Origin of the sequence: Allorhizocola rhizosphaerae, assembly GCF_003426775.1 — a bacterium.
GTDB classification, from domain to species: Bacteria; Actinomycetota; Actinomycetes; order Mycobacteriales; family Micromonosporaceae; genus Allorhizocola; species Allorhizocola rhizosphaerae.
Map to the genome: position 1 here is coordinate 14,509 of NZ_QJUG01000107.1, position 13,750 is coordinate 28,258.

The 13,750-nt window shown below is 68.8% G+C and carries 7 protein-coding genes and 1 pseudogene; 3 read left to right on the plus strand and 5 right to left on the minus strand.

Annotation, left to right across the window (positions count from 1 at the left end; translation table 11 throughout):
- Nucleotides 1-21 precede the first annotated feature (21 nt).
- The 5 genes from DM816_RS22835 to DM816_RS22855 all read right to left on the minus strand — a co-directional run bounded on the left by DM816_RS22835 (nucleotide 22) and on the right by DM816_RS22855 (nucleotide 10,540).
- On the minus strand, nucleotides 22-1,089 hold the full coding sequence (locus DM816_RS22835; protein ID WP_117212384.1) for a LacI family DNA-binding transcriptional regulator: 1,068 nt from the start codon (nucleotides 1,087-1,089) through the stop codon (nucleotides 22-24).
- 49 nt (nucleotides 1,090-1,138) lie between these two features.
- Complete coding sequence (locus DM816_RS22840; RefSeq protein ID WP_117212385.1) at nucleotides 1,139-3,328, minus strand: rhamnogalacturonan lyase family protein; 2,190 nt, start codon at nucleotides 3,326-3,328, stop codon at nucleotides 1,139-1,141.
- Between the two features lie 11 nt (nucleotides 3,329-3,339).
- Complete coding sequence (locus DM816_RS22845; protein WP_211588813.1) at nucleotides 3,340-6,024, minus strand: exo-rhamnogalacturonan lyase family protein; 2,685 nt, start codon at nucleotides 6,022-6,024, stop codon at nucleotides 3,340-3,342.
- Between the two features lie 34 nt (nucleotides 6,025-6,058).
- The gene (locus tag DM816_RS22850; RefSeq protein WP_162907729.1) at nucleotides 6,059-7,693 is read right to left on the minus strand and encodes a type 2 periplasmic-binding domain-containing protein; all 1,635 of its coding nucleotides are present in this window, start codon (nucleotides 7,691-7,693) and stop codon (nucleotides 6,059-6,061) included.
- Between the two features lie 489 nt (nucleotides 7,694-8,182).
- Nucleotides 8,183-10,540 carry a helix-turn-helix domain-containing protein gene (locus DM816_RS22855; RefSeq protein ID WP_117212388.1) on the minus strand — a complete coding sequence of 786 codons (2,358 nt, stop codon included), beginning with the start codon at nucleotides 10,538-10,540 and terminating at the stop codon, nucleotides 8,183-8,185.
- 144 nt (nucleotides 10,541-10,684) lie between these two features.
- Here DM816_RS22855 and DM816_RS22860 point away from each other — a divergent pair, with 144 nt between their 5' ends.
- The 3 genes and pseudogenes from DM816_RS22860 to DM816_RS42800 all read left to right on the plus strand — a co-directional run.
- The gene (locus DM816_RS22860) at nucleotides 10,685-11,806 is read left to right on the plus strand and encodes a site-2 protease family protein (RefSeq protein ID WP_117212389.1); all 1,122 of its coding nucleotides are present in this window, start codon (nucleotides 10,685-10,687) and stop codon (nucleotides 11,804-11,806) included.
- 90 nt (nucleotides 11,807-11,896) lie between these two features.
- Complete coding sequence (locus tag DM816_RS22865; RefSeq protein WP_117212390.1) at nucleotides 11,897-13,054, plus strand: tetratricopeptide repeat protein; 1,158 nt, start codon at nucleotides 11,897-11,899, stop codon at nucleotides 13,052-13,054.
- Between the two features lie 23 nt (nucleotides 13,055-13,077).
- Nucleotides 13,078-13,750 (plus strand): annotated as a pseudogene (locus tag DM816_RS42800) (hypothetical protein); the annotation flags it as partial.

The following is a 13,750-nucleotide window of genomic DNA, read 5'->3' on the forward strand; positions in this document are numbered from 1 at the left end:
GACCCCTGTGCCCCGGCCCGGTCAACCGATCTGGCGGACCGACCCGCGCTTGACGAGGTGGGTGTCGAGCAGCACCTGTTGCGGGGGGCCGGCCTGGGTCTCGGGCTCCAGCGCGAGCCGCACGGCCGTGCGCCCGAGCTCCTCGTGGGGCAGGTGAACGGTGGTCAGGTCGATGTCCTGCGCCGGGGGCAGATCGTCGAAACCCACCAGCGACACGTCGCCCGGCACCCGCAACCCGTGCTCCAGCAGCGCCTGCCGGGCGCCGGCCGCGAGAAGGTCGTTGAACGCGAACACGGCCGTGAAATCGGGCCGCCGGCCTGACTTCAGCCGCTGCCGCATCATCCGGTAGCCCTGCTCCCGTTCAAAGGTGCCCTCAAGCTCCAGCTCTTTATCATGTGGTACCCCGTGAGCCCGCAGTGCGTCGCGATAGCCGGCGAGCCTGGCATCGGCGGTGGTGAAGCCGGGTCGGCGACCCAGGCACAGGATCCGCTCGTGCCCGGCCGACAGCAGATGGCTGGTCGCCGCGAATGCCCCGCCCGTGTAGTCGCACTGCACCACCACCGCCGGCACGTCCGGACCCAGCGGCGGCCGCCCGCACAACACCAGCCGGGAGCCCGCACCCGCCAGGGAGTGCGCGTATCGGCTCATCCGCGCCCGGTATTCCTCGTCGGCAAGCACATTGCCCACGAGGATCACCGCCTCGATGTGCTGCTCCCGCATGAGCTGGACCATCGCGAGCTCACGCTCGGCGTCGCCGCCCGTCGTGCCGATCAGGCACAGCCGGCCCTCGGCGGCCGCCTGCGCCTGCACGCCCTGCGCGACGTGGGCGTAGTGCGGCGAGATCACCGAGTTGACGATGATGGCGACGCTCTTGGTCGGCGTGCCGGCAAGGGACCGGGCGTGGACGTTGGCCACGTAGTCCAGCTCCCTGACGGCACGCATGACCCGGTCACGGGTGGCGGGCGCGTCGGGGTAGTTGCCGGCCAGGATCCGGGAGACGGTGGCGGTCGAGACGCCCGCTCGCTCCGCCACCTCACGGATGGTCGACTTGCGTGCCCCCTCATTGGGTTCCTTGGCTTTGCGCACCACCGTGTTCCTCCCCGAAACACTCTAGGTGACCCCCCGTGATCGCGCATGGTCACCTGTCCGGGTAGCTGATGTTCGGCCGGGGTGGCGGGGTCATGCCGGAGCCGAGGAAGTAGTCGACGTGATGCGACTGCATGTAGCCCTTGAGCGTCATGGCGTTGCGGTAGGCGGGGTTGTGCGCCAATGTGTACAGCCTGGTGCTCGACGGCTGGTTCGTGGTGAAGATGATCAGTTGGTTGAAGGCGGCGTTGGTGTAGACGACCTCCTCGCGCCAGTCGCCCATGATGTCGCCATAGAAGGTGGGCTGGACGTTCTGGCTCGCGTCCACGGCGCCGTAGTTGGAGGTGGTGAGCAGCCGCGGCACGCTGTTGGTCGGCGTGGGGTTGCTCGGGTCCCACTTCTCGAACTTGCCGTCGTTGAGCAGCTCCATGGTGACGTCGCCATCCCACCACAGGCCCAGCTGTGGCCACGGCCGCAGCGAGGTGCTCGACTCGGTGAGTCGGTTGGTGGCCGCGTTGTACAGGCCGGAGAACGACCAGACCTCCATGCCCGGGAAGCCCGGGTCGATGTCTCCGGCCATGCCGCGCCCGACGTCGGCGACGCCGGACTCGATGTGCTGCCAGATCATGTTGCCGGTGGCGGCGTCGTAGTAGTACTCGCGCAGGCCGCTCGGGTTGTCCTGCTGCACGCCGTAGCCCTGAAGGCCGGGGCGGCCGGGGTCCATCTTGGCGATGTGGAAGCGGTCGCCGTGGATGATGCCCCTCGGTGCGAGCGAGTAGCGCAGGGTGCCGTCACCGTTGAGCACGAACCCGATCTCGGCCACCTCGTCCCTGCCGTCGCCGTTGACGTCGATGATGCGGGTGTTGTGCCCGTCGGGCAGATTCTGGTTGCCGCGCAGGAACTTCCACTGCTGGGTCAGTGCGCTGCCGGTGAACCGCCAGGCGGTGAACATGAGGTTGAACCCGCCGTTGCCGATGCGGTTCTTCATGAACGCCACCAGGCTCGGGTTGGTGCCGTCCAGATAGCCGACACCGAACCGGGCGTACATCGGGCCGTCGGACAGGTAGTCGGTGGGCACGGGCGCGGTGGCGCGAGGTGCTCCGGTCATGCCGTCGAGGATCGCGATGAACTGGAGGTTGTTGTTGGAGTTGGTGAACGTGGTGCCGTTGCCGAACCGGACGCCGTTGGCGATGCGCACCGCCACCTCGGCCCGCCCGTCGCTGTCGAAGTCGTACACGGTCACGCCGTCGTTGTGCCCGACGTCGATGGTGGACGACCCGCCCTCGATGTTGTCCTGGTTGGTGCTGTTCGGGCCCATGTTGACCGACCACAGGAACTGCCCGTTGCTCCGGTACGCCTCGATGGTCTGCGGCGAGGTCTGCCGGTCGAGCACGAAGTCGTACTCGCCGTCGCCGTCCAGGTCGCCCACCCACACGAACTTGACCGCTCCGCCCGCGCGGAGCGGGAGGCGGACCACGGGTTCGACGGCGTGGTTGGCAGTCAGCGTGAATGAACCGCTCGGCGCCTGCTCCACACCCCCGATCACCGGGCGCACGTGGTAGCTGTTGGCCTGTGACAGGTTGGCGGTGGAGTCGACGAAGTTGGTGCCGCCGGTCAGCACCGACCCGTTGAGTTTGACGGGAGCGCCGCCTGCCGTGGAGCGGTACACGTTGAAACCGATCCCGTCCGGGTCGAGGCCGAGCAGCCGCCAGGAGACCAGCACGCTGGTGTTGCTCGACCGCACGGCCACCACCCCGCGACCGAGGCTTTCCATGCGCCTGCCTGGCGGTGGCTGCGTGCCACCCACCTCGAAGTCCAGGTAGTCGATGTTGGCCAGGCCGGCAGCGGTGGTCGCGGCGAGCCGGATCGTGTTGCTGCCCGCGTTCACTTGAACGGTCGTGGTCGCGGTGGTCCAGGTGTTCCACGCTCCGGTGGGCGCGAAGCTCAGCGTGCCGCCGCCGTTGACGGTCGCGGGCCGGTCGGTCGTGCCGCCGTTCGCATACCGGATGCCCAGGGTCGCCGTGCCCGCGCTCGCGGCGTTCACGGTGAACTGGAGCGAGGCCCCGACCGCGTTGGCGCTGTTGCAAAATCCGGAGCCGGAGAACCCCGCGTGGTTGGAGTCGATGGTCCCGTCGCAGGTGGCGTTCTCGGCCTCGTGCCGCGTCGGTGCGGCAAATGCGGTGGGGGTGGGCGCGGCGACCACGAGCACCAGAACGACGGTCGCGCCTATCAAAGACTTCATGCTGGACACCCCTAACTGGGAATGCGATCGCCTACCAGGGCCAGGCACTGGATCGCGGCCAGGCCGTACTGGGCGGAGGCGTTGGTGGACACGAAGTTGGTCTCGTCGATCGGCTTGAGCACGAGCGGCGGTTCGACCTTGACGCTCCGCCAGTTGACGCCCGGCCCGTATCCCGCGTGTCCGGCGTAGAACTCCTGCCATGCCCGCGCGGCAAGGGCCGTGTCGCCGGTCTTGGCCGCGACGTAGGCGGTGAGCCGGGAGTGGGCCTGCCGCAGGTTCTGGCTGCCGAAGGAGCGCCCGAACTCGGCCGCCTGTTCGGCCGCCGTGGCGTTGTAGAACCGGCAGTAGCGCAGCCATTCGCGGGTGAACTCGGGGACATCGATCATCTCGATCAGCTCGCTGCACATCTCCACCAGCCCGAACACCGAAGACAGACTCCCGATGCTGATCGTGGGTGGGCTGGCGATCGCGAACTCGCCCGTGTACAGGTTGTACAGCGCGCTGCCCTGCACGAAGCCGTTGGTCTGTTGGCCGATCGTGCGCATCGTGCTCTCCAGGCGTTGCCGCGCAATGGGATCGCCTCCGCGCTCCCACTCGGTCAGCCAGGCGGCCGCCAGCGCGCCCCAATCGGTACCGAATCCGATGCTCAATGCCGTCGGATCGGGCGTGTACGGCCCGGTGCGGATCTTGCGGATCGGGTCCAGCGCCAGGAACGTCTTGTCGGCGTCGACCAGGTCGCGCATCAGGTCGCCGACCCGCTCGTCGGCGGTGAGGAAGTAGTAGAACCGGCGGTAGGCGGCCGTGCTGATGCGCAGCTGCTTGGCGCTGTCACCCCAATGCTGGACGCCGTGGCGCGTGCCAAGGTCCTGCCACTGTCCAATGTGGTAGACGTCCACCTCGCCGGTGTGGCGGGTCATCGCCTCGGCGAAGCGGAACACGTCGGCGCGACCGCTGCGCAGGTACTGGTACCACAGCCACAGATCGGGCGACAGCTCGGAATTGTCCCACGCGTAGCCGCCGATGTCGTAGCGCCACATGTGACGGTCGCCGTCGTAGGTGTGCATGATGTCGCCGTAGTCCCAGAAGCCGTACCAGCCATGCTGTTCAACCTGTCCTAAGTGGAACGCGAACAGGAAGTCCAACCGGTCCTCGATCTGCGCCTTCGCCGGAGTGGACCGGTCAACCGGCGCCCAGTCGCCGAAGACGCCCGCCGCGTGCAGGTGCGCGGGCGGCGCGACGAGAAGCGGCGGAGTGCGCACGGTGGCGGCGAGTTCGGCGAACCGCTGGTGTGTCGGGGTTTCGGGCAGCGCCCAGAACATCAGCTCACTGGTGCGGGCTATACCGTACGGCGTGTCGAAGCCGGGCTCGTAGTCCTCGTAGGTGATTTCGAGCGCGTCGAGCTGCTCGGGGTAGGTGTCCTGGCCCATGCCGTCGTGGTAGAACCGCAGATCCATCGGCGTGGAGTCGGGTGCCCACAGCCACAGCGTCATCTCCGCGACGTCTTTGGCGGCGCCGCGAATGTCGAGCTGTGTCGGGCACAACTGCCAGAAGTTCCGCATGCCAAGCGCGAAACCACCGCTGGGCCCGCCCACGAAGGCCAGTCCTGACGCGCGCCCACCCGAGTTCGAGTTGATCCAGCCGTGGCCGGGCTTGGTCCGCTTGCGGATCTGGAAGCTGTCGGCGGTCAGCTGCCGCAGCGTGTAGTCACCCCATGTCGGGATCCATTGCATGCGGCCCGATACGCGAGTGTCCCATGTGGAGATGTCCGGCGTGCGCCGTCCATCGACCTGTGCCACCCGCACGGCGCGACCCGGGTCGCGGCGCAACCCGGTAATCCCTTGCACCGCTTCGCCGAACACGCCATCGTCCGCCCCGGCGAGCCGCACGTGCCGGTTGTAGAGCTCGTCGGTCAGCGGCACCTTGAACCGGATGCCCAACCCGGAGATGAAGTCCTCCCGGTGGTTGCCGTCCCACACGAACGTGTGCATCATCCGCACACCGTCCGAGCCCGCGTAGAAGTACAGCCGCACCGTGAACGGCAGCCACTCGCGGTGGCCATGCTTGTGCTTGCCGTCGATGCGGACCACCGCGCGCACCGGCCCGGACTGTTCGACCCGCACCTCGCGGATGGTGCTGAAGAAGGCTTCCTGCTTCACGTTCGACTGGTCGCCGTCATCGGCGCTGTTGCGCCGCAGGCACACCAGCTCACCGTCCCGCGCGGTCTCCCGGCCGCCGCGGACGATCGAGCGCACGAGGTGGCGCCCGCGCCGGTTCAGCCGCACGCGGATCACGCCCGTGTCCACGTCGACCGTCTCGCCTCCGGTGTGGACGGTCACCGGTGTGGACGGTGCCGTAGGCTCGCCCGGCCCCACCCGGTACTGTTGTGCGGTCGTGGCCTGCGACCCGATGGCGTGCGCGGTCCATTTGATCGACCCGTCGCCCCAATAGCCGGTCACCCAGCTCTGCGCCGCAACAGCCGCACCGTCCGCTGTGGTCACCGCGAAGGTGTGATCCTGGCCGGGGAAACGGCCCTTCGGCCAGGGCATCCCCCACGTCACCCCGAGCGTCTGCGGTGGCGGCGCCCCTTCCAGCCAGCGCGCCTGACCCGCCTCACCGGGGTCTGGATTCGGCTGCGCCGCCGCCATGACCGGTGCGGCGGGGACGGCGGTGCCCGCCACCGCCAGCGCGGTTCCCATCAACAATCCCCGTCGCGTGACATTCGACATTGGACTACCCGTTCTGTGAGAGAGCCTGCTCGAACTCGGAGCGGATCTGATCGCCGCCAGAGGCACGCCAGTCCTTGATCGCGTCGTCCCACGAGGAGACGGGCTTCGTGCCGCGGATGATGGCGTGGCGCGCGTCGGTGAGTTTGGTTTCCATCGCGGCGTTCTGGCGTGCGAAGGTGGGTGAGTACATGCCGAGCGTCGGGTCGGCGACTGACATCGGCACCGCCTTCATCTGGTAGGCGTGGCCGTCCTTGGTCGCCTGCGACTGTCCGGGGAAGTAGAGCACGAAGTGCGGGGCGGCGACGTACTTCACGCCCAGTCCGGGCACCTCGGCCTTGCCGGTGTCGGTCTGGACCGGGTCGCCGTCGGCGTTGCGCTTCCAGTTGACGTCTTCCACGCCGTAGTTGGTCAGCAGGTATTCGGCGCTGCCGAACGGCGCGGCCAGCCAGTTACAGATCTTGAGCAGCTGCTTGATCCGCGCCTCGGGCGCCTTCTTGAACGCCGTGAAGCTGAAGCTCGGATTCCCCTGCCAGGTAACGGCCTTGCTGCCACCGTCGTATTTGGGCGGCAGCATCCCGCCGAGCTTGAAGGACGGGCCTGCGACGCTCTGCACGTAATACTCCGGCCAGGCGCTGTAGTTGTCCACATTGAGCACCGCGGACCCGGCATTGAACCACTGCTTGTAGCTGGAGGCGAGGTTCGCGTTCGGGCCGGGGAAGCTGTCCGGGTGGATCACCCCGTCCTTCCACAGTTGGGCCGCGTCGGACAACGCCTTCTTGTACTGCTCCAACTCGATGGTTCGGGTCAGCTTCCCGCCGTCGTTCCTCCAGTTGTTGGCGACGCCGAGCATCTGCAGGATGAAGTTGACCGTGATGTCCGGGCCGGTGAGCGCCCACCGGTTGGCCTTCTGGTCGGTCAGGTCCTGGCACAGCTTGCGAAACTCCGCGTACGTGGCCGGGTCCGGGTTGAGACTCTTGGCGGCGATCAGGTCGTCGCGGCGGAGCATCAGCGTCCCCTGGACCGCCCGTGGGATCGGGATGCCGTAGACCGCTCCGTTGTGGACGCACTGCTTCCAGAAGACCGGCTGAAGGTTGGCCAGGAACGGATATTCCTTCACCGCGTCGCCGGACAGCAGCGGCGTCAGGTCCTGGCATTTGGCGCGCAGGAACCCCGGAACGTCGATCGAGGGGTTGCGCACGTGCAGCAGGTCGGGCAGCTCGTCGCCGGCCACGATGGCCGCGAACTTCTGGTTGTACTCCGAGGACGGCACCACCGAGATCTTCATGTCGGCGTTGAGCGCCTTGTTAAGTTCCTGCCAATATTTGTTGTTACCGACACCGGGCGCCACCGGGCTGAAAGTCTGCAGAAACGCGGTCACCGCGCTGCCGTCGCCGGGCGCGCCCGCGGTCACCTTGAGCGGGTTCGCCGGGTACTTCAGGAACCCGTCGAGCACACCCTCGGGCGTGCCGGGCAGGTCGGGCTTCGGGCCACCGGCAAATGGGACATAGGTCGGCAACTTCACCTTGGCGTTGTTGCTCGGCGCGTTAGGCGTGCTGCCGCCCGTGCCACAGGCGGACAGCGTCGCCGCGCCGAGCGCTCCTAACAGGAGGGTGCGTCGATCGACATGTTGTGCACTCACCGAATTCTCCTTATCGGCTCCGTAGCGCCTTGCCAGCGGGCCTTTCGCCATCTCGTGCGCACGCCGCAATGCGCGCTTTCCAGGGCGGAGAGCGATCGTTAAAACGTTTTAACATTTCGATTGCCCGGAAGCATACGGAGCCAAAAAACTGGCCGTCAAGGTCTGCGCGTGTTTTACCTCCCGCACCCGGTGATCCGCGCCTGTCCAGGCTTGTCCATCCGTGTGCAAGGCGGCCGTCCTGGACGCGTGCGCCATGCGAGCCTGGATGAGTTCCATCTGGTGAAAGGACTCGCATGTTGTATGCACGACAACGATTCCGCCTTGCCACGGCCGGCCCGTTCAACACGGCGGGCATCGCTGCCCCGACCGTCCGGGCCGACCTGGGCGCTGCCGCAGGTCCAGTCGGCAGCGTCCCCGCCATGCTCGGGCTCAAGCTGCGCTTCGATCCCCCCGCGATGCGGCAGGGCCCGACCGCGGCTCGACTGACCGCTACGGGTGGGAGCCCAGTTTGACTCTCACCGCTTCGGCGTCCGCGTGCCCAAGTTCCTCCAGGATCGCCAGCGCGCGGCGCCAAACCTCTTGGGCCGCTTCGGGTCTGCCCGCCGCCTGGTGGGTCTCGCCCAGGCGGGTCAGCGTCTCGGCGTGGTAGTAACGGTCGCCGAGTTCCTCGAAGAGCTCGACGGCCCGCCGATAGCAGGTGACGGCGTGGTCGTAGTCGCCGAGATGGTGATGGGCATAGGCGAGGCTGTCCCATGTGGTGGCCTCGACGATCCCCGGGCCGAGCTCCCGGTGCAGGGCGATCGCCTGCTCGCAGTAGGCGATGGTCTCCCGGTAGTTGCCGAGCATCGCGTGCCACCAGCCGACGGTGTTGAGCGCGTCGGCCTGCCCCCTGCGATGATCGGCGCTGACGTACCGATCAAGCGCGTGCTGCGCGTGGTCGAGCGCGCCGGCATGGTCGCCCCGCCGCGCCGCGATATCGCTGAGGAGGAGATGAACGTGCGCCTGGGTGACCGCGTCGCCCTGCGGCGAGGTCAGATCCAGGGCGTGCTGGAGATGCGTCCGGGCCTGATCCAACCGGTTGAGGTGGGTGTTCGCCCGGCCCAGGTGGCGATGCGCCAACGCCTGTGCCGCCCGGTCGCCGGTCCGCTCGGCGACGGCCAGCGTCAGCTGCGCTATGACGATCCAGTCGTGCCAGTGGCCGCGCCGGTCCAAATACACCGCGAAGACCCATGCCAGGCGGCTGGTGAGCGATTCGAACCCGGGGACGGGTTGGCTTATCGCGGCGAACAAAACCGCGTGCTCGGCGCTGAACCAGGCCAACGCCTGACCGGAGTCGGCCGGATATTCCGGCGTGACGCCCGGCGCGAGCGGGTCGAGCGCGACCGGGTCACCGTGCTCGTTGAGCAACCGCTCGGCGGCGAAACCCGAATGCAGGTAGTGGTCCAGCATCCGGCGCGTCGCGGCAAGGCGTTCCGGCTCGGCGTCGGCGTCGGCCAGCCCGGCCGCGTAGGCGCGCAGCAGGTCGTGCAGCACATAGCGGCCGGCCGCCTGCTCGACGATCAGGTGGGCGCGGGCCAGGTCGGCCAGCGACAGCTCGGCCTCGCCGGGCGGGACACCGGCGATGCTCGCCGCCGCGGCCGCGCTGAAGTCCGGGCCGGGATGCAGGCCCAGAAGGCGAAACAGGCGTGCCGCGGCCGGGGTCAGATCGCGATAGGACCACGAGAACACCGCACGCACGTCGGTGGTTGGATCGTCGCCACTCAGCGTCGTCCAGCGGCGGCGGGTGTCGCGCAGCTCGGCCGCGAGGGCCGTCAGCGCGATATGGGGGTTGGTGGCGGCACGTGCCGCGACTATCGCCAGCGCCAGTGGAAGCCTTGCGCAGTACCAAATAATCTCTTTGATGGTACCGAGTTCGGCCGCCACCCTTTCGCGGCCGAGCCGCTGCGCGAGGAACTCGTGGGCCTCATCCTCGGTCAGCAGATCCAGTGTGATCGGCTGGGCGCCATCGGTGGCAACGAGCCCGGAGAGCTGATTGCGGCTGGTGACCAGCACGAGGCAGCCGGGCGTGCCCGGCAGCAACGGCCGCACCTGGCCGGTGTCGCGCGCATTGTCCAGCACGATCAGCATCCGCTTGCCCGACAGCAGGCTGCGATACAGCGCGGTCTGGCCGTCGAGCGTGGCCGGGATGCGTTGCGGGGCAACCTGAAGCGCCTCAAGAAAGTAGCGCACCGCCTCGGCCGGATCCATGCTCTGCGCGCCGGGATCAAACCCGCGCAGGTTGACGTAGAGCTGCCCGTCGGGGAAGCGGTCGACGATGCGATGCGCCCAGTAGACCGCGAGGGCCGTCTTGCCAACGCCGGCCGTCCCGCCGATCGCGGAGATCACGACCGTCCCGCCCCGATCGCCATGCGCCGCAAGCAATCCGGCCAGCGCCAGCAGTTCGGTTTGCCGGCCGGTGAAATGCGGTGTCGGCGCGGGCAGGGTGTGCGGTGCCAACGGCGCCGGGCGGGCGGCAACGCCGTCGGACGGCGCATAACGACGCTCCTCCATCCGGTCGCGGGCGGTGGCCAGCAGGCCCTGCTCGACCCGGCTCGCGCCCAGCAGCTGGATGAGCACATCGAACCGGTCGGTCGGCGGCAGCGCCTGCCCGCTGAGGTAGAGCCCGACCGCCGAGGGCGACCAGCCGGTCTTGGCAGCCAGCTCCCGATAGCTCAGTTGAGAATCGTTGCGCTGCCGGGCATCACGCCGCCGCAGCCGGCGCAGCAAGCGGGCCAGGTCGGCGGTGGACTGCACCGCCGCGGTGTCGCCCCCGGTGATCTCCGCATCCGCCTCCGCCCGATCAGGCATCACACCTCACGCGGGCAGCGGCGGGACGACACAGCACACAATCATAGACCACGCTGGATCCACCAGCGACCGCCGGCACGTGTGGGATCCCCGCCCGATGGGAAATAGGTAGCGGAGACGCCAACAGGCAGAGCGGAGCCAATCATGACCGCCACCTTCCGGATCGGGCGCGTCGCCGGCGTCGACGTCGGCGTCAACTGGAGCGTGCTCGTCGTTTTCGGGCTGATCGCCTGGCTGCTGGCGGCGGGCCGGTTCCCTTCGGGATATCCGGGGCAGCCGGCATGGGCATATGTCGTGGCCGGGCTCGCCGCCGCGGTCGTGTTCCTGGCCGGCCTGCTGGCGCACGAGGTGTCCCACGCGGTCGTCGCCCGCCACCACGGCATCCAGGTCGAGGGCATCACCCTGTGGATGTTCGGCGGCGTGGCGCGGCTCAAGGGAGAACCGCGCAGCCCAGGCGCGGACCTGCGGATCGCCGGTGTCGGGCCGCTGGTGAGCATCGCGCTCGGGCTCGTCTTCGGCGCCGTCGCCGCCGTGATGGCCGTCGCCGGGCAAACCGGGCTGGTGTTCGGCACGTTCGTCTGGCTCGCGGGGATCAACATCTTCCTGGCACTGTTCAACGCGCTTCCCGCCGCGCCGCTCGACGGCGGCCGGATCCTGCGGGCCGCGTTGTGGGCGTGGCGCGGCGATCGCAAATGGGCGGCCGTCATGGCGGCTCGGGCAGGCCGGGTCCTGGGCGGCGCTCTAATCCTCTTTGGACTGTGGCAATTCCTTGCGGCACCGGGGCTCGGCGGGCTGTGGCTCGCGCTGATCGGTTGGTTCCTGTTCGGCGCGGCAGGCCTGGAGGAGCAGCAGGCACAGGTCGGCGCGGCGCTGGCCGGCGTGCACGTGCGCGACATCATGTCGGCCGACCCGGAAACCGCGCCGTCCGACATCACCGTTGCCGAGCTGGTCGACCGGCATCTCATGCCGTCAAAACATTCCGCGTTCCCCATCGTCGCGGAGGGCCGGCTGTCCGGGCTGGTCACCCTCAATCGAATCAGGCGGGTACCGCGTGAGCATTGGGCCGACACGAAGGTGCGCGACGTCGCCTGCACCGCCGACGAGCTCACCATCGCGTCACCCGACGAGCCGGTCACCGACCTGCTGCCCCGGCTCAACGAATGCGCCGACGGCCGGGCACTGGTCGTGCGCGACGGCAACCTCATCGGCATCGTCTCGCCCACCGACATCAGCCGCGCGCTGCAACGCTCCGCGCTCCAAAGTTGAGTAGTCGACACTCACGACACGACCCCCCGCATTCGATCCACTGGACAGGTCACGGCCGTCATGCCGTGACCCGGTGGACCGGGAGGCGGGATGAGCGAGACAACCAGCCTGGATGAGGTGTATCAGCGGGCAAGCGCGGCCTTCAGCGCGGGACGGCTCGATGAGGCGGCACGACTGCTGCGGGCCTGCCTTGAGTCGGACGGCACGCACGTGGCAAGCGCTTTCGCGCTCGCGGTGTGCCTGCACCGGCAGCGCCTGTTCGATGAGGCCGAGCAGCAGTATCTGCGCGTCCTGGAGCTGGCGCCCGATAACCCGCATGCTCCCGATCGGCTGGCGGCGCTGCGGCGGCAGCGCCTGCAGCACGCGACCGCGCCGCCGCATGGCTCCTCCAACGGTTCATCTGACGGCGCCCCGCACGCCGCCGCCCATCCCCATGGCTCACCCAACGGCACCCCGATCGGCTCCCCCAACGGTTCATCTGATGGCACGCCGCACGCCGCCGCCCATCCCCATGGCTCACCCAACGGCACCCCGATCGGCTCCCCCAACGGTTCATCTGATGGCACGCCGCACGCCGCGAGCCAGCCGCCCCATGGCTTCCCCCACGGCACGCCGCACGCCGTAGACCAGCCCAAGGGCAGGGCGCTGGCCGAACTGCTCGACACGGGCGAGGTCACCGAGGCCCAGCTTCGCGGCGAGCTGCTGCACACCGGGCGGCGGCGGCTCCTCTCGCATCGCCGGCTGTGGGCGGCCGTCGGCGGGCTCGTTGCGCTGCCGGTGATCGGCGCGGTGGCCGGCCGGATGAGAGACGCGGCGGCACAGGCGGCGGCCGTGGGCGAGCTAGGTTGGCAGCAGACCTTCCTCGCCACGGCCGATGCCCTCGATCAGGCCGCCTGGCTGCTGATCGTGGCCGTGGGCATGACCGCCGCGCTGGCCATGCTGAGCTCGCTGCTGACCCGCTATCGGGTGTATGAACGGCAGCTCGAAATGGAGCGCGGGGTGCTATTCCGTACCGCCCAAATCATTCGGCTGTATGACGTCATAGATGTCGTCTTCAAGCAGAACCCCATTCTGCTGCTCGCCGGGAGCGGCAGCCTGGTGATCAAGGTGGAGAAGGGTGACGCCGGTTCGACCAGCACGCTGAAGTTGACCGGCTGCGGGACAGCGACCTTCCTCCGGCACTTCCAACGCGACCTGCTGCGGTTGGCCACCATCGAGCGCCGCTCGGTGAAAAAGCATCTCATGTAGACCCGAACGGGAGGACGAACACCATGAGCGGCAAGAGCTCCAAGGGCACGGACTGGGGCACGGGAGGCGGCCGTCCGTCCGAACACGACGGTCCAAGGTTCGGGCCGGACAAGCATCCGGATGTGCAGGAGCAGGTTGGCGCCATCCCGGATCCGGCCGCGGCCGACCATGGCACACCGCACACCCAGATGATCCCGGACATCAAGCCGGGCAACGGTTCCGGTGGATCGGACGGCAGCGGCCCGGCAGCGGCGGGCAGCGCACACCAGCCGGACGGCGTCGACCTTCCCCAGGCGGCACACGATCTCGGCGAGACGCTGCGCAGCGCCGGGAACTTCCTCGGCCACGCCGGTCTCCCGGGCGCGGGTGCTGTTGGCACGGTCGGGTCCGTGATCGAAACCGGAGCGGACATCGTCGGCACGCTCACGGGGCGCAACTTCCATCAGGGCACGGGCTCCGGCGATCGCCCGACCGGCGGCGCCGGCGATCGCCCGACCGGCGGCGCCGAGCGCCCTCCCGCCGCTAACCCGGGCGGTGTGCCCGGCATCCAGGTGAACACCACGGTCACTGTGCAGAGCGGCAATTCGACCAGTCAGGGCGGCACGGCAACCGGCGGCACCGCAACGGGCGGCACTGCGACCGGCGGCACAGGCGGCACGGGCGCGGGCGGCACGGGGACGGGCGGCACGGGGACGG

Excerpts from the sequence above, each read along its gene's own strand:
- DM816_RS22840 (WP_117212385.1), bottom strand. The coding sequence starts at position 3,328 with ATGAAGTCTTTGATAGGCGCGACCGTCGTTCTGGTGCTCGTGGTCGCC.
- DM816_RS22845 (WP_211588813.1), bottom strand. The coding sequence starts at position 6,024 with ATGGGAACCGCGCTGGCGGTGGCGGGCACCGCCGTCCCCGCCGCACCG.
- DM816_RS22855 (WP_117212388.1), bottom strand. The coding sequence starts at position 10,540 with ATGCCTGATCGGGCGGAGGCGGATGCGGAGATCACCGGGGGCGACACC.
- DM816_RS22860 (WP_117212389.1), top strand. The coding sequence starts at position 10,685 with ATGACCGCCACCTTCCGGATCGGGCGCGTCGCCGGCGTCGACGTCGGC.
- DM816_RS22865 (WP_117212390.1), top strand. The coding sequence starts at position 11,897 with ATGAGCGAGACAACCAGCCTGGATGAGGTGTATCAGCGGGCAAGCGCG.